This is a genomic window from Candidatus Accumulibacter contiguus (genome assembly GCF_036625285.1).
Classification (GTDB): Bacteria; Pseudomonadota; Gammaproteobacteria; order Burkholderiales; family Rhodocyclaceae; genus Accumulibacter; species Accumulibacter contiguus.
In genome coordinates, this window is the sequence record NZ_JAZKUC010000001.1 from 1,405,118 (window position 1) to 1,422,355 (window position 17,238).

The window sequence follows — 17,238 nt, forward strand, 5'->3', positions numbered from 1 at the left end:
CCGCTTGTAACACCCGGGGTATCTGGGAAAGAGGCGAGTGCGCGTGCGGTTGTTGTCCGAGTGGTAACGACTCGCTAACGACGCGAGATTCCTGTTTAATGTTCCTTTCTTCCTTGAGGTGCCCGGCATGAATTTTCCCCGTAGGCCATGGCTGTTCTTGTGCCCGCTGCTTGCCGCCGTCGCTGTACTGGTCGCTTCGGCAGCCTCGCTCGATTCGTCGGCACCGCCCGCCACCTGTGCCGCCCCAGGTGGCTGGTGGCAGATGTCCGGAACGATCCCTCAGAGCGTTTCCGGCACAGAGGTGCTGGCGCGGGCCGCAGCGGCCGAAATTGTTCTGCTTGGCGAGCAGCACGACGACGAGGATCACCATCGCTGGCAGGCGCAGGTGCTGGCTGGGCTGCATGCGCTGCGCCCGGATATGGTGATCGGCTTCGAGATGTTTCCGCGCCAGGCACAGCCGGCGCTGGAGCACTGGGTGGCAGGCCAGTTGACCGTGCCGGCTTTCCTGGCGCAGACGGCGTGGACAGAGCGCTGGAGTCTTCCGATCGAGTTCTATCTGCCCCTCTTCGAATTCGCGCGCATCAACCGCATCCCGATGATCGCGCTCAATGTCGATGCCAAACTGACCCGGGCCATCGGTGACAAGGGCTGGGATGCCATCCCGGAACGTGAGCGTGAGGGCGTCGGCCGCGCGGCGCCGGCTAGTGAGGCCTACCGCGATTTCCTGTTCGGCGTCTATGGCGAGCATGCTCACGGTGGGGACGCGCGCAGCAGCCGTGCTTTCCAGTACTTCGTCGAGGCACAGCAGAACTGGGACCGCGCCATGGCCGAGGCGCTGCTGGCGCGACGGATCTCCGGGCCGCAGGGGCAGCCGCCGCCGCTGATCGTCGGCATCATGGGCAGCGGGCATCTGCGCTATGGTCTCGGCGTGCCGCACCAGTTGCGCGATCTCGGCGTCGGTCGCGTTGTCACGCTCCTGCCGCTGTCGGCCAACGAGGATTGTCGCGAGATTCGCCCGAACCTTGCCAATGCGGTCTTCACCTTACCGAAAAAGCCCGCGCCGCCGGTACCGCCGCCGCGCCTTGGCGTTCAGCTCGAAGACGCCGACACCGGGCAGGGCGGCGTGCGCGTACTTGCCGTCACCGCGGGCAGTCTTGCCGACAGAAGCGGGCTCGTCGCTGGCGACAGCCTGCTCGAAGTCGCCGGTCGGCCCGCCAGCAAAGCCGCTGCGGTGACCGCAGTGGTGCGCGCAGCGCCGCCGGGCACCTGGCTACCCCTGCGCATCAGGCGTGGCGAGGCGATGCTAGATGTCGTCATCCGCTTCCCGCCGCCACTCCCCTGCTCCTGGCCGCAGGCGTGGGAGCCGCACCGGCGCTGGACCTCACCGTGACGCTCGATCCCGACCAGCGGCGCCTCGAGGTGATTGCCAAACTGCCGGTTTCCGGGCGGAGCTTCGAATTCGAACTGCACGAATCCCTGACTGTGAGCGAGGCCGTGGTGGCCGACTGTCGCATTCGGCCGGCAGACGCTGCCACCCCTCGTGACGGCACCCGCCTGTGGCGCCTCGCCCTGCCGGCAGGCGCCAAGCAACTGCGGATCACCTACGCCGGTACGCTGCCGGCGACCGAAGTGCACCGTGACTATCGCCAGGTGTTGAGCGGATTGCCGCCGATGGCGGCGGCGGAGGGATCGTTTCTTCCCGCTGGCAGCGGCTGGTATCCGCAGCCGCAGGCCGCGCTGTTTGCTTATCGGGTTCGCCTATCGGTGCCTGGCGAGCAGCGCGCGCTGGTTGCCGGCCGCCTGTTCGAGGAGCGCCTGCCGGTTCGCGCCGGCGAGCGCTACCAGGCCGAATTTGAGTTTTCCCAGGCAACCGGCGGCATCGATTTGATGGCCGGGCCATGGCGTATTCGCGAGCGCCTGGTGGCTCGCGGACGCGCACCGGCGCTGCGTTTGCGCACCTATTTTCCGGCCGATCTCGACTCCGAGCCGGGGCTGGCTGCGGGCTACCTCACCGATAGCGAGCGCTACATCGCGCGCTACAGTAGCCTCATCGGCGCCTATCCCTATGACGCGTTCTCGATCGTCGCCAGCCCGCTGCCGACGGGCTTCGGCATGCCGACGCTGACCTATCTCGGGGTCGACGTCCTGCGCCTGCCATTCATCCGCGCCAGTTCCCTCGGGCATGAAATCCTGCACAATTGGTGGGGTAACGGGGTTTATGTCGAGGCGCAGAGCGGCAACTGGAGCGAGGGGCTGACCACCTTCCTGGCGGATTACGCCTACAGCGAGGAGCGTTCGGCGGCGGCCGCGCGCGACATGCGTCTGGGCTGGCTGCGCGACGCCGCGGCGCTGCCGGCGACCGGCCAGCCAGCGCTAGGCGACTTTCGTTCGCGTCAGCATGGCGCCGAGGCGGCCATCGGCTACGGCAAGGCGGCAATGCTTTTCCTGATGCTGCGCGACCGCATCGGCGAGGCGGCCTTCCGGCAGGGGCTACGCGATTTCTGGCAGGCGCAGCGCTTCCAACAGGCCAGTTGGGACGATCTCTGCCGCGCCTTCGAGCGTTCCTCGGGCGCCGAACTGCGCGCTTTCTTCGCGCAATGGCTGAGTTCGCGGCAGTTGCCCGAGGTAGCGGTGGTTAGTGCCGTGGTCAGCGGACACGCCGCCGGCTATCGCCTGCACCTGACGCTGCGTCAGGAACAGCCGCCGCTCGCCCTGCGCTTGCCAGTTGAAATCGCCACCGGCGAGCGACGCGTCGTGCGCTGGGTCGCGTTTGACAAGGTGCGCGCGGTCGCCGAGATCGATCTCGACTTTCGTCCGGAGCAGCTTCGCCTTGACCCCGAAGCGCGTCTCTGGCGCCGCCTCGAGGTCAGTGAACGACCGCCCATCCTGCGCCGCTGGATCGGCGCGCTGAAGCCGCGCTCGATCGTTCTCGGTGGCGATGTCGCGTTTCGCGACGCGGCCAGGGTCGTCGTCGGTCAGTTTTTCGAGCGACCGGCGACGCCGCTTGGCTTGTCGGAGATGAAAGCGGCACTCGCTGCCGACGAGTCGGTGATGCTCATCGGCACACCGTCCGAGGTCGATGCCGCGCTGCTGGCCAGCGGCCTGCCAAAGCCGTCGGATGCCTTGGAAAAAAACGGTGAGCGGGGCTCGGCGCGGGTGTGGACGGTCGAGCGCGTGCCGCTGCTCGCGGTGGTCGCCACCGATGCCGCCGCGCTGCGTGCGCTGGCACGGCCGCTGCCGCACTACGGCGGGCAAAGCTGGCTGCTGTTCGATGGCGGGCGAGTCATTGCGCGCGGGCTGTGGCCGACACAGGCCCCGGTCATCAAGGTGCGAAGCGACAGACACGATCAAGGCCGCTCCAACATTCCCGAGTCGTTGTCACCCAGATCTGCCGTACCGACTTCGCACCCGTCACGCGCAGCATCCGGGTGACAGTCCAGACACGATGTTTTCACTCAGCGCCCCGAAAGCAAGGAGGCTTGATCAACCGGCTTGCGGGCGGATCGTTCATGGCTGCGGGTATTGCCCTGAGCACGGTGAACAATCGCTGAGCCCGTGTCGGTGCGCGTGAGACAGCTGAGCAGCAGAAGTACTGGCGTGGCGCTTCCCGGAGTTGACGGTGATTGTGGGTACTCGATGCTCGATCGCAGGACCTGCCCCCCGCAGCCTGAGCGACCGGCAACTCCGTGCGCATTGCGATCGTGGCGAAGATGCATTCCGCTCACAGCGGTGTGATGGTAAAGCCAAGGTTCAACAGTGTTCAACGAGGCAAACCATGGCCGGTGACGATTGGGCGGCGCATCTCGACCGCCTCGGCATCTGCGATGAGCGCCACCGCCACATCGCCACCGAGGCCGCCTTGTTGGGCGGCCACGTGGCCAAAGGCATCCATCCGATGCTGGCCATCGCCAGTCTGAAGAAAACCTGCCGAATGCTCGGTGTCTCCTTCTGGGCCTATCTCACTGACCGCCTCACCAACGCCGGCAAAGTGCCGTCCCTCGCCGACCGCATGCGCCAACGCGCCGCATGAGCCGGACCACCAGTTTTTGAGAAGCTACACTTGGGCTAGGGAGGTCCGTCTGGGTCGCTGGCCAGGCTTGACGGCGGACCCAAGGCGCTTACAATGCCCACAAGGGCTTTTTCGCTCGCCGCGTCAGCCCGCCGAGGTTCATCTGCTGTAATAGGCAAGCGATCAGACTGGGTAGTTTCTGGGCAGCGGATAAACGCTATCCTTGGGATCTCCGTTCGTTTGGCTATCCATAGGAGGCCGACATGTCTTACCACTTGTCCCCAGATTCACCAGGCGAGCAGGGAACCGCTCCGCCGTACGAAGCTGAAATCCAGCGTGCAAAAGGGCGCCGTGAGGGCTTCAAGGTCGTCCGGCCGGAAGGACACGACGACGAGCAATGGGCGCTTGCCTTCTCCGGTGGAGGGATCCGCAGCGCCACGTTTTGCCTAGGCGTCCTGCAAGGCCTCGCCAGGGCGCCCCGTCCGCAGGGTTCATCGATCGAGAAGTCGGGCCAGTCCGGCAGTAGCCGTGAGAGTCTGCTTCCCCAGTTCGACTACCTCTCGACCGTCAGTGGGGGTGGCTATATAGGCAGTTTTTTCGGCAGCCTATTTGCGAGAGGGCGTTTAAACAAGGAAGATGATCCTCCCAAGCAAGGTGATGCTCCGGACCCAGCCTTGGATGCAAAAACTGCACAACAAGCGTACGAGGTCTTCGCACACGAACCTCCCGGACGACTCACCAGCCGGGTTCACTTCACCCCTGAACGTCCAGGTGCGGCGCCGCTCGCCTGGTTGCGAGAAAATGGGCGGTACATGGCCCCAACCGGTTCCGGCGACATGGTGTATGCAGCATCGCTGGCGGTGCGAAACTGGTTTTCTGTGCAATACGTCTTGGGCATTGTGTTCCTGACGGCGTTCGCGTTGATCGCATTGGGTCGCGCCGGCCTTGTTGCGATTTCGTGTACCGGATGCTGGCTAGAGACCTACCGTACATACGAGTTGTCCCTGTTGAAGGGCGTGACCGATTGCGGCGGCTGGGTTTGGTGGAGTCCCGTGTGGTGGGTTTCGTTGCCGGTTGCGTTATTGTGGGTGATCCCCTGCGGACTCGCCTTCTGGTTTACGCACCCACCCCGTGGTGGAACGGTTCAGACCCGGCCGAAGGTGTTTTCGAAAGCAGGGCTTTTCGGGTTGCTGCTTGGCTTCCTCCTTGTCGTTGTGGCTGCCGCCTGTTATTCGAAACTGGGGCCGAATTGGCGTGGGTTCGCAAGAGCCTTGGGGGCTCTCGGGGCCTTAAGCGTGGGTGCCTTCGTCTGGTACGCGACGACTGCACGTACCGCCGTTTCCATTGGAGTGCAGCGTGTCACCCTGACACGCATGCTTACCACCGGGTGTATCTGGTTGGCCGGCGTGACCTTGGTGGCTTTGGTGGATACGACAGCCCAGTCGATTTATGTTCTGGACCATCGGATCGCCGCATGGCTGACATCAACGGCCGCAACCGGCGGATTGGCCTGGGTACTCCGGCAGATGGCGACCTCGCTGCCTGACGCGGCGAAGGGAGGTTGGCTGAGCAAAATCCCGGCCAGTGCCGCCGCGACGATTGGCGGAGTCGCCTTGCTGTTCCTGACGGCCATGTTTTGGTCGCTCTTGGTGCTGTGGATTCGTTGGCGGGGCGAGTCGCCAGTCGACCTTCTCGAATCGACAATTCAGACTGACCACGTCGACGCAGTCATTGCACTTGCCGTGACATTTGGCATTGCCCTGATCCTCTCCCTCGTCGGCGGCCGGTTTCCCGGATTTCTCAATCTGTCGACCCTGCAAACGCTTTATAGCGCACGCCTTACCCGCGCCTACCTGGGTGCCAGCAATGGCGACCGTTTTGGGAAAGGCAGCGACAAGCTTCGCAGTGTCGCCGAACCGGCCCCCGGGGACCAGATGACCATGGATCGGTACTATGATAATTCGTTGATGCCGATTCATATTATCAATGTGTGCCTGAACCAGACCAGCGACCCGGGTGAGCAACTCGTTCAGAGGGATCGCAAGGGAAAGCCGCTAGCCGTCCTGCCATCGGGCTTCGTTGTCGATGGCAAGCTCGTCCCAGGTCCAGGCAAGATCAGCAGCGGCGAACTGGATGCTGAACTGACGCTTGGTGAGTGGGTAGGGGTCTCTGGCGCAGCTTTCTCCACCGCTCTGGGACGAGGCACTACACTCGGCTTGTCGCTCCTCATGGGATTGACGAATATCCGGCTGGGCCGCTGGTGGGCGTCTGGAATCACCAGCTCAGGAAAGGGCTCCGGAGCTGGCAAACAAGTTACAGGGATGGGCTCCGGATTTGGTAAAGGCATCCGCACCCTGTTCAAGACCCAGACGTACCTGTTCTATGAATTGTTTGCGACCTTTCATGGGACCCGCCGGCCTCTACTGTATCTCTCCGACGGCGGCCATTTCGAAAACACTGCCATCTACGAGCTGCTACGGCCCGAGCGGAAAGTTCGCTTGATCGTCGTTTGCGACTGCGGGTGCGATCCCGGGTATCAGTTTGACGACATCGCCAATCTGGTGCGCCTGGCGCGCATCGATTTTCGTATTGAGGTCGAGGTCGACCGCGAAATAGCGGAAGACAAGATTCTCGGACCTGTATTCGGTATACCTGAGGACTTTGAGCCTGTTGGCGATAAAGGTGGGCCTGAGAGCGCCAAATGCGCATTGCTGTTGAAGGTGTTCCATGCGGGGGCCAATCCTGTTGCCAGGAACGCTCCGGATGCTCACGTTGTTGTTCTCAAGCCGCGGCTCGTCTCAGGGGTACCGGTCGATCTCGTGCAGTATCATTCCGCTCACCCAGACTTTCCCCAGGAGTCGACGACCGACCAGTTCTACGATGAAGCTCAGTGGGAGAGTTACCGTAAGCTGGGACTCGAGATCTCCACGCGCGTCTTTGGGGACAGCAATGGAAACGACACCTTCCGCAACGCACTTTGGAAGTACCTGGAGCGCGTATAGCCTGCCGTCGACATGCGTCATGTGATGTGAATGTCGCGGTGGGTCACGAATCAACGCTCTCAACCTATCAGAAGATAGCCATATTCTTCTCTTGTAAGCGTTTGATAAACGTGGATTTTACTTTAAATTTCTGGGGTATGACCGGTTTGGCTTGATCTGGACGAAGTTCTTGTGCAGAAATGGCGTCCTCGCTGCCACAAGGCGGCGACGAGCCAGTAGGCCTGCTAACCGCGGTCGAGCACCAGAAGGTCGTTGGGGCGGAGTTTGTCGAGGAGTTCGAAGAGCCTCTGGCGCTCGCCGATGTCGGGAGTCTAGCGCTTGGTGGCCAGAGTCCTCTCGATCCCGGGCAGATAGAGCGCGAAGCCCATGGCGTCGACCACAGGGCGGACGAATGGCTTGCCGAACCGGGTCAGGTGCAGGACTGTGACATCGTCGGCCAGCACCCGCAACCCGTGCCCGAGAGGAAAGCCGAATTGCGCATCGACCAAGGCGAGGAAATGCTCGTTGAGCAGCCCGAAGGGGATAGCCGACACCTGCTTCCGGGCTTGGGCAAAGGCCTGCGCGGAGACTTCTCGCAGCAGGTCGGCGCGGTTCGCCCGATTGGCGAAGAACGCGTCGAGTTCCGACTGCACTTTCGACGGATATCCGCCGAGCAGGCAGGCGATCAGACGGGGAAAACTGAGGAAGCCGGTTCGCGAGAAGGCTTTCTTCGAAAGACGCGACTCCAGGAAAAAAACTTGCGAAAAAAGATACTTGGAACATCAGTTAACGACTTTGTCATGGCATATAAAATTTTACATCCGTATCAAGGGCGAAAACCCTCGCCGGTCGGGTTTTCAGGAGGTCTGCACGCTGGGAGAGAGACACACCAGGCGCAAACCCAGGTAGCCGCTGCGGTAGCCAGGGAGGAAGCCGAGGCGGTAGGTACAGCGCGCGAAGCCGCGACCGTAATACCAGGAGCCGCCGCGCAGCACGCGCCGGACCTCGGCTTGTTCGGGATCCTTGCGGTGTCCATTGGGTGAATAAGAGTAAGGCAAATAGGGACTGCTGGTCCATTCCCAGACATTGCCGCACATGTCGACCAGCCCGTCCGGCGTATCACCTCCCGGAAAGACACCAATCGGTGTCGTGCCGCGCACATGGCTCTCGAAAGTGTTGCAGCGCGTCGCGTCAAAGACTTCGCCCCACGCATAGCGCCTGTGCTCAGGCCCGCGCGCAGCGGCTTCCCATTCGTCTTCGCTCGGCAGTCGCCAGCTCTGCCCGGTTTGCGCCGACAGCCACGCGCAGTAAGCAAGGGCTTCGTAGCAGCAGATACCGACCACCGGCTGACTGGGGTCATTGTACGCCGGGTCATTCCAGTACGCAGGCTGTGTTTGCCGACCGGAGGGGTACCAGTCATCGAGCAAGGCGTCAAATTCGCTGTCGGACATCTGCCGTATCGTCTCCCATTCCTTCGCATGCTTCGAGCTGATCCGCTCCTCTCTGAGCAGTTGTTCGATACGCTTCGGATTGTCACGCAGCCACTGCCTGAATTCGCGCTGCTGCTGCTTCTCTGCTTCCGTCGCCCCCTCGCCGCGCCGCCAGCGCTGCGCCGCTTTGCTCGGCCACCAGCGCTCGTCCTCATAGCCGCCAGCGTCGATGAAACCGCTCCATTCGGCGTTGCTCACCGGGAACTGACCAATCGCGAAAGGACTGAGCTGCACCTGGTGCGCCGTCAACTCTTCAGCGCTGCCGATCGAGTAGCTTCCGCCGTCGACAGTTACCAGCGGCGGCAACAGGAACTCGCCGTGTGGACCGGAGTGCCATGCGAAGCGCGGGTCGCCGAGTCCGCCGAGGGCACGGGCGGCGGCGATGCGCGCACGCAGGTCGACGGCGGGATCGCGAGTGCGCACGACCAGCGCCTGCTGCAGCCGCCGCCGCAGTGTGTCCGAGACGACGACGTCGGGCTGTGCCGCACAGCGACCGGCGAGCGGCAGGTTCACCGCCATCAAGGCGGTGACGAAAGCCTCCGGCGCCGGTGTCATGGCGGCAGCCAGAACGAAGGTTTCCTCCCAGCCGGTCGTCGGCACTTCGGGCAGCGGATCGGAATCGGCGAGGCTGGCCAGCACCTCGGCCAGGGTCGGTGAAATCTCATCGGTGCGCCAGGCGCTGGCCACGAGTTTGGGCTGCGGTTTGCCGGCCAGCACCCGCGCGGCAAAATACTCTTGCAGCAGTTGATGGACGTAGAGCACATCGTCCCACTGTACTTCGAGAACCTGCAGCGCGACGCCGGCGTGCAGCAGGTCGTCGCCGGGCTGTGCGCGCAGCAATTCGAGTGCGTCGTCGTACGGCACGCGCACCCGCGACACTTCACCGGGCACACGCCGCGCCTGCAGCGCGAAGGCGAGCTGGCACAAGGCCGGCAGCAGCGGCCCGCGTACTGGCAGGTCGATGGCGTTGCGCCATTGGCAGCGGATGATGCGTTCGTGGTCGCGCCTGCCGAGCAGCGCGCCGGGACGGAAGAGCGGATTGCCGGATGCGATCTCGCGCTGCAGCGCCTGCCGGACGAAACCGCTGAACAGCGCCGCCCTGCCCGACAAGGCCGGCCCGCCTTCGCCGGCCTGGGCGAGCAGCAGCTTGAGGAAAAAGAGCGAGCGGAAGAGGTCGAGCTGCGGCGTACCGCGCAGTTGCCGCCAAAGTGCGGGTCCGTGCCTGGAATCGTGGAGGGTCAGGAATTTTTCGACCTGGTGGTCGCTGAGCCGCTCGATGCGCACGTGCGGCACCGACAGCTTGGGAGTCGATAGCGAGGCGCTGTAATCGAGGCTGCGGCACGAGAACAGCACGCGTGTGCCGGCCGGCAGCTCGGCGACAAAGTCGCGCCAGCAGTGGATGCGCTCGCGGTAGTCGGCCTCATCGCTATGCGGAAGCTCATTGACGGCGTCGAGCAGGAGGATGAAGCGCCCCGCGTGCAGCACTTCGTCGAAAGCCGGCAGCTTCGGGTAGCGCCGCGCCCATTCCTGCGCCAGCCATTCCATCGGCGTCGGCAGTGCTTCGCCCGGGCGCGCCGGGCGATAGCGGTTGAGCGGCACGAAAAAGCTCAAGCACCCTGGCTCGGCTTCGCCAGCGTGCAAGGCATCGACCGCGAGGTCGAGTTCGAGCCGGCGCAGTAAGGTGCTCTTGCCACAGCCCGGCGGTCCGAGCAGTACCAGCGCGGGCTCGCTGAGCTCGGTCAGTACCGCGCGCAGGTCGTTGAAACGCTTCTGCTGCGCCTGCCAGCGCGGACCGTGCGTGTCCGGCCCCTGATCGAGCAGCAGGGTCAGGCGCGTGAAGCGCTTGTCGAGTGCATGGCGTGGCTGCGACCACTCGGCGATGCGCGCGAGACGGTATTCTTCGAGCGTGCACGGCGGATGGCGGAGGATTTCCTGCAGCGTTTTCTCGGTGAGTTGCAGGGTTTCGTGACGCACCATGAGCGCTTCACGAAAAACGCGCAGCGGCTCGGGCAACTCATCCGTTGCCGGCGCAACCCGCTGGCTCTGGATCGTGCACTGGCGGTCGAGTTCGTCGATCAGGGTCTGGAAGTGTTCCTGGAGTTCGCTGCCCGCTGCACCGCGTACAGTTTCAAGCAGCAGCGACAGCGCATGCCGGCTGCCGACACAGCCGCGTTCGAGCAGGTGGCGAACGCAGCGAACCGTGAAGACGGACGTCGCACCGTTCTGCGGAATGCCATCGTAGATACCGCGATGCTCGCCGTGGAATGCGAGTGTCAGCCAGGCGTCACGGTGATCCTCGCCCATGAAATGTCGCAGGAGCTGCGTCGCACGCTGGAGGATGTCCATGGTTTGCTCTGGTGGCCGGGCGGGAAGTCTGGCGCCTGTCGGGGGTGGGGTACAAGGGCGATGTTAGCCGAAAATCGTCGTTAACGGTCATGGCCGTTGCAGGCACCCCCGATCATGACAGCCATGACCATTCCCTCTGCCGCTTGCTGGCGAGGGGAGACCTTCGACAAGGATTCGTTGGTCCGGAACGAGAACTGCCAGCCTGAAGCCGGGTCAAGGGCTGGCGCCAGCCCGGCGCAGCGAATCCTTCACAAAGTCAAAAGGGCAAAGTCAAAATGGGACAGACCACGTTTTCTTGTCCGCCAATTCGGCATGAAGCCACCCGGGGTCGAGATCTGCGCCATTCGGCCAGGTCAGCGCACCGAGTTCCAGTCTGACCTGCGCGAAGAACTCCGGGGAGGCCAGGGGTGCATAAACTCCCGGATTGGTGCTGGTAAGGATAGTTGAGCAGTCGACGATGCCGTTGCTGCCATCGCGAAAGATCACAGCCAGTCTGTACTCGGGAAGGACAGAGACTGCCTGAATTCGCCAAGGTGCTGCCGGGATTACTCCAGCGGCTGAATTTTCTTTGGCTGCTGTTTGGCTTGGCATAAGTTCCAATCCTCCATGAGTTCTGCGCGATGTTCGATGGCCCACTCGATGGTGAGGTTAAACGCACGCTTGGGTAAATGGCCGACGATGACCTCCAGTGTTCGAATATCGATCTGCGCTTCGTGCTCTCCATACAGCGCATGGAAATGCGGTGGAGCGTGTTCGCGCCAAAACATCTGGATGACGATTCCGAAGAACTGGCTGATGGTTGGCATGGTGTTCTTAGGCGCTCGGCTATTGTTTGATGCCTGCAATGCAAAGCATCAGCGCTACTGTTCAAAGGTCGTCTGCCAGGCGGCGAGCGAGTCAAGCGCGGTGGCTGGCCAAACCGGAGAATCAAGGTTCTCACCGAGGGGCCGAGGCAGTGGCACGGCTGCAAGCCTGGCGCGCCAAGCATCCGGGCTATAGCCGCCGTCCGGGCAAAAGCCCGAGCCCTGCGCACCTCCCGCACCGTTACCAGAGGTCCTGCCCAGGCAAGGCCTTGAATTTGTCGGCGTATCCGGATGGGCTGCACGGCCCAGACTACAAGCTCACCAGCAACACGCCCGCGAGTACCAGCACCGCGCCGGCGATCTGCGCAGCCGAGATCGGCTCGGACAACAAGCACCAGCCGAAGAAAATCGTCAGCATCGGACCGAGGGTGCCGATCAGCACCGCCTGCGATGAGCCGATGCGGCGAATCGCCGCCGACTGCATGAACACCGGCAAGACCGTCGAGAACAACGCCATCGCTACACCATAGCCATAGATCGGCAGCGGCTGCAGCAGTGCCGAGAGGGGTTTGGTGGCGAGGAAATGGATTTGCGTCGCCAGTGTCGAAGCCAGCATCGCCAGCGCCGTGAAGCGCGCTGCGCCCAGTCGCTGGATGGCCGGGCCGCTGCCGGCGAGATAGCAGGCGTAACAGAGCGACGAGCCGAAAACGAAGGCCGCGCCGATCAGCACACTGTTCCTCTCGCCCAGCACCTGCAGGTCGTGCGCAAAAGCGAGACCGATGCCGGCATACGAGAGCAGCAGCGAACCGACCTCACGCCGCGACAGCGTCCTGCCCATGAACAGCACGCCGATCAGCACGGTCAGCGTCGGGTAGGTGAACAGGATCAGACGTTCGAGGCCCGCCGAGATGTATTGCAGGCCCAGAAAATCGAGCAAGCTCGCGCCATAGTAGCCGAGCAACCCGAGCGTCACCAGCGTCCCCCAATCCCGACCCGTCAACGGCAGCGCCGAACGACTGGCGACGAAGCCGACCCAGAGAAAAGCTGGCAGCGCAAACACCATGCGCAGCGACAGCAGCGTCACCGCATCGACCGGCGCCGCCGCGTACGCGAGCTTGACGAAGATCGCCTTGAACGAGAAACCCAGTGCCGCCAGCACCGCGAGGGCGATACCAAGACGTTCTGCGGACCATTTTTTCCAGGGCATCGGGACTCCGGAGTATTAAAGCGTCGCCGCCCAATCCTTGCGCGACCATTCAGGGAGCCACACCAGCGTCGCGCAGACCTCGGCCACCTGAGCTGCGCAGAACTCGCGATCGCAATGCACTCCATGCGTGCTTCAGGGCTGGGGCGGCGCGCAAGTTTTGACCCGATTCTAGCCCAGCAGCGCTGCACCCGGAATAGTCAATCATCGTCCACAACCGTTGCGAGTGTCTCGGGAGCGCTTGCCGGGCGACGGTGCAGGATACCGCTTCGGGCCAGAGCGCCCTGCGGGTCGGCTATAATCGCGCCGTTCCTTCCTTGAGCGCAGCTCGCCTGCCCTGCCGCCCACCATGGCCGATCTCCTGTTTCTCCGCGGTGCCCCCGCATTTTCTTCTTTCCGCCTGCAGGGCCTGCAGCAACGCGTGGCCACTGTCGCGCCAGGTCTGCGCATCGTGGCTGCCGAATATTGGCACTTTGTCAGCACCCGGCAGCCGCTGAGCGACGCTGAACGCCGGCAACTCGCGGCTCTGCTCGAAGAACGCCCGGCAGCCAAAGACACGCCAGGCGAGTTGCTGCTCGTCACACCGCGCATCGGGACGATCTCGCCCTGGTCGTCGAAAGCCAGCGACATCGCCGTCAATTGCGGACTGCACGCCATCGAGCGCATCGAACGCGGCATTGCCTACTGGCTCAAGGCCAGGCGACGCAAGCTGTCGGCCTCCGAGAAGGAAGCCCTCGCCGCCCTGCTCCACGATCGCATGCTGGAGACCGTTGTCGACGACTTTGCGCGCAGCGCCGACCTGTTCCGCCACTTTGCGCCGCAACCACTGACCCGCGTCGATCTGCTGGCCGGCGGTCGTGCCGCGCTGGTCGCAGCCAATGCGCGGCTGGGGCTGGCCCTGTCGGAGGACGAAATCGATTACCTCGTCGAGCTGTTCCTCAAGGCACAGCGCAACCCGACCGACGTCGAACTGATGATGTTCGCGCAGGCCAATTCCGAGCACTGCCGGCACAAGATTTTCAACGCCTCCTGGGTGATCGACGGGCAGCCGCGCAGCGAAACGCTGTTCGGGATGATCCGCGAGACACATCAGGCGCATCCGGATGGCACCATCGTCGCCTATTCGGACAACTCATCGGTCATCGCAGGCGCCAGCGTCCTGCGCTTCCACGCCGGCGCCAACGCCCGTTATGCCTATCACGAAGAGCCGACGCACATTCTCGCCAAGGTCGAGACGCACAATCATCCGACCGCGATCTCCCCGTTCCCCGGTGCCGCGACCGGCGCGGGTGGCGAGATCCGCGATGAAGGCGCCACCGGCCGCGGCTCGAAACCGAAAGCCGGCCTCTGCGGTTTCTCGGTCTCCAACCTCCACATCCCGGATTTCCCGCAGCCCTGGGAGCGCGCCAGCGCCGACTACGGTCGCCCGGCCCGCATCGCTTCGCCACTGGCGATCATGCTCGAAGGGCCGATCGGCGCCGCCGCCTTCAACAACGAGTTCGGCCGCCCGAACCTGGCCGGTTATTTCCGCAGCTACGAGCAACTCACCGGCAGCGGCGACGAACCGCTCGTGCGTGGTTACCACAAGCCGATCATGCTTGCCGGCGGCGTCGGCAACATCGCCGCCAGCCAGTCGTTCAAGGCCGGCACGCTGCCGCCCGGCACGCTGCTGCTCCAGATCGGTGGACCGGGCATGCTGATCGGCCTCGGTGGCGGCGCCGCCAGTTCGATGACCACCGGCAGCAACGACGCCGACCTCGATTTCGCTTCGGTGCAGCGCGGCAATCCCGAGATTCAGCGGCGCGTACAGGAAGTCATCGACCGCTGCTGGCAGATGGGTTCGCCCGACGGTGACGGCTCCACACCCGGCGACGGCAATCCGATCCTCTCGGTGCATGACGTCGGCGCCGGCGGCATCTCGAATGCCCTGCCCGAACTCGCGCATGGCGCCGGCAGCGGCGCGCGCTTCGAGCTGCGCGCTGTGCACATCGAGGAACCCGGCATGTCGCCAGCCGAGATCTGGTGCAACGAAGCCCAGGAGCGCTACGTGCTGGCGATTGCGCCCAGCCGCCTCACCGAGTTCTCGGCGCTCTGCGAACGCGAACGCTGTCCCTTCGCCGTCGTCGGCGTGACCACCCACGAAAAGCGCCTGCTCGTCGCCGACAGTCATTTCGGCAACCATCCGGTGGACATGGACATGGACGCGCTGCTCGGCAAACCGCCGCGGATGACGCGCACGGCGACGCACCTGCCACCACTGTGCGTGCCTTTCGATGCCACCGAGGTGGATCTCAAGGAAGCCGCGTATCGCGTGCTGCGCCTGCCTGCAGTCGCCGACAAGACCTTCCTGATCAGCATCGGCGACCGCAGCGTCGGTGGCCTGACGGCACGTGACCAGATGGTTGGCCCCTGGCAACTGCCTTGTGCCGACGTTGCGGTGACGTTGATGGCTTTTCACGGCTACCGCGGCGAAGCCTTCGCCATCGGCGAACGCGCGCCGCTGGCGCTCATCGACGCGCCCGCTTCGGGTCGCATGGCAGTCGGCGAAGCGCTGACCAACCTCGTCGCCGCCGACATCGCGACGCTCGGCGAGATCAAACTCTCCGCCAACTGGATGGCCGCCGCCGGTTTCCCCGGCGAGGATGCCCGCCTGTTCGATAGCGTGCGTGCGGTCTCCGATCTCTGCCAGCAAATCGGCGTCTCGATTCCGGTCGGCAAGGATTCGCTATCGATGCGGACTGCCTGGCAGGAAAGCGCCGGTGCCGACAAAGGCCGCCAGAAACAGGTGGTCTCGCCCCTGTCGCTGATCGTCACCGGCTTCGCGCCGGTGCACGATGCCCGCCGGACGCTGACCCCGCAACTGCGGCTCGACGCCGGTGAAACCGACCTGTTGCTGATCGACCTCGGCGCCGGCCGCAATCGCCTTGGTGCTTCGGCGCTGGCGCAGGTGTATCACGCCACCGGCAGCGAGCCCCCCGACGTCGACGACCCCACCCGCCTGCCCGCTTTCTTCACCGCGATCCGCCAACTCGCTGCCGCCCATCTGCTGCTCGCCTACCACGACCGCGCCGATGGTGGTCTCTTCGCCACCGTCTGCGAAATGGCCTTCGCTGCCCATTGTGGCGTTTCGATCGACACCGACGGCCTGTGCTACGACCCGCTGATCAACGACGTCGACGGCAACGAAAAACGGCCCAACCTGCTCGGTGGCCGTTCCTTCGAGAAGCTGATGCGCGCCCTGTTCTGCGAGGAACTCGGCGCTGTCGTGCAGATTCGCCGCAGCGAAAGGAGCCAGGTGATGGGTGTCCTGCGCGCCGCCGGCCTCGGAGCCTGCTCGCAATTCATCGGCGCCCCCAACCCCTGGGACCAGATCCGCATCATTCGCAACGCCAGGGCGGTGCTCAGCGAAGCACGCGTCGATCTGCAGCGCGCCTGGTCGGAAACCAGTTTCCGCATGCAGCGCTTGCGTGACCACCCGGAATGTGCGCAACAGGAATACGACCGGATTCTCGATACCGCTGACCCCGGCCTGTCGGTGACGCTGAGCTTCGATCCCGCCGACGATGTCGCGGCGCCGTTCATCCATAGCGGCGTTCGACCACAAATCGCGATTCTGCGCGAACAGGGCGTCAATGGCCAGGTCGAAATGGCCGCCGCATTCGACCGCGCCGGCTTCGCCGCCATCGACGTACATATGAGCGACATTCTCGCCGCTCGCGTCGCGCTGGCCGACTTCAAGGGCGTCGTCGCCTGCGGCGGTTTCTCCTATGGTGACGTACTCGGCGCCGGTCAGGGCTGGGCGAAGACGATCCTCTTCAACGACCGCGCACGGGACAGCTTCTCGGCCTTCTTCGCACGCCCGGACACCTTTGCCCTCGGCGTCTGCAATGGTTGCCAGATGCTGAGCGCCCTCAAGGACATCATCCCCGGTGCCGACGCCTGGCCGCGTTTCGCACGCAACCGCGTCGAGCAGTTCGAAGCGCGCTTTACGCTGGTCGAGGTGCCCGAGTCGCCGTCGATCTTCTTCGCCGGCATGGGCGGCAGTCGTCTGCCGATCGTCGTTTCACACGGCGAGGGGCTGGCCGTCTTTGCCTCGGCGGCACAGCAGGCGAGCGCGCTGGTCGCGATGCGCTACATCGACAACATTGCTCAGCCGACCGAAGTCTATCCGTACAACCCGAACGGTTCGCCGGCCGGTGTCACCGGCTTCACTTCCGCCGACGGCCGTTTCTCGATCATGATGCCGCACCCCGAGCGCGTCTTCCGCAGCGTCCAGATGTCCTGGCACCCGGCCGACTGGGAAGCGCGTGGCTGGGAGGATTCGCCTTGGTTGCGGATGTTCCGGAATGCAAGGCGGTGGGTAGGATGATTAGTTCCGTTTGCGTGTCCTTGCCCGCATTGCCGT

10 protein-coding genes are annotated in these 17,238 nt (G+C 64.1%); 5 read left to right on the plus strand and 5 right to left on the minus strand.

Translation table 11 applies throughout. The features are described 5' to 3' along the window. The first annotated feature begins 127 nt into the window (after positions 1–127). The 4 genes from V5B59_RS06865 to V5B59_RS06880 all read left to right on the plus strand — a co-directional run bounded on the left by V5B59_RS06865 (position 128) and on the right by V5B59_RS06880 (position 7,011). Positions 128–1,390, plus strand: coding sequence for a ChaN family lipoprotein (locus V5B59_RS06865; protein ID WP_169071533.1), 1,263 nt, complete (start codon positions 128–130; stop codon positions 1,388–1,390). After that, on the plus strand, positions 1,357–3,432 hold the full coding sequence (locus V5B59_RS06870) for a M1 family metallopeptidase (protein WP_308240179.1): 2,076 nt from the start codon (positions 1,357–1,359) through the stop codon (positions 3,430–3,432). The genes V5B59_RS06865 and V5B59_RS06870 overlap by 34 nt, the downstream gene beginning before the upstream one ends. Before the next feature lie 343 nt (positions 3,433–3,775). Next, positions 3,776–4,030: a hypothetical protein gene (locus V5B59_RS06875; protein ID WP_211203491.1), complete on the plus strand. Its 255-nt coding sequence runs from the start codon at positions 3,776–3,778 to the stop codon at positions 4,028–4,030. A 242-nt stretch (positions 4,031–4,272) separates the two neighbouring features. Then, positions 4,273–7,011 carry a hypothetical protein gene (locus V5B59_RS06880; protein ID WP_169071532.1) on the plus strand — a complete coding sequence of 913 codons (2,739 nt, stop codon included), beginning with the start codon at positions 4,273–4,275 and terminating at the stop codon, positions 7,009–7,011. A 311-nt stretch (positions 7,012–7,322) separates the two neighbouring features. Here the strand turns inward: V5B59_RS06880 and V5B59_RS06885 are convergent, their stop codons facing one another. The 5 genes from V5B59_RS06885 to V5B59_RS06905 form a co-directional block, all read right to left on the minus strand. Continuing rightward, on the minus strand, positions 7,323–7,643 hold the full coding sequence (locus tag V5B59_RS06885) for a hypothetical protein (RefSeq protein WP_169071531.1): 321 nt from the start codon (positions 7,641–7,643) through the stop codon (positions 7,323–7,325). 204 nt (positions 7,644–7,847) lie between these two features. After that, complete coding sequence (locus tag V5B59_RS06890) at positions 7,848–10,826, minus strand: SUMF1/EgtB/PvdO family nonheme iron enzyme (protein WP_169071530.1); 2,979 nt, start codon at positions 10,824–10,826, stop codon at positions 7,848–7,850. A gap of 270 nt (positions 10,827–11,096) precedes the next feature. Continuing rightward, on the minus strand, positions 11,097–11,417 hold the full coding sequence (locus V5B59_RS06895; RefSeq protein ID WP_169071529.1) for a DUF2442 domain-containing protein: 321 nt from the start codon (positions 11,415–11,417) through the stop codon (positions 11,097–11,099). Next, positions 11,372–11,632, minus strand: coding sequence for a DUF4160 domain-containing protein (locus tag V5B59_RS06900; RefSeq protein WP_169071528.1), 261 nt, complete (start codon positions 11,630–11,632; stop codon positions 11,372–11,374). Before V5B59_RS06900 ends, V5B59_RS06895 begins: the two co-directional genes overlap by 46 nt. A gap of 307 nt (positions 11,633–11,939) precedes the next feature. Continuing rightward, on the minus strand, positions 11,940–12,836 hold the full coding sequence (locus V5B59_RS06905) for a DMT family transporter (RefSeq protein WP_169071527.1): 897 nt from the start codon (positions 12,834–12,836) through the stop codon (positions 11,940–11,942). 346 nt (positions 12,837–13,182) lie between these two features. Between V5B59_RS06905 and purL the strand changes: the two genes are divergently transcribed. Beyond that, entirely contained in the window at positions 13,183–17,202 is a 4,020-nt protein-coding gene (gene purL / locus V5B59_RS06910; RefSeq protein ID WP_332351715.1) for a phosphoribosylformylglycinamidine synthase, read from the plus strand. The last annotated feature ends 36 nt before the right edge of the window (positions 17,203–17,238 follow it).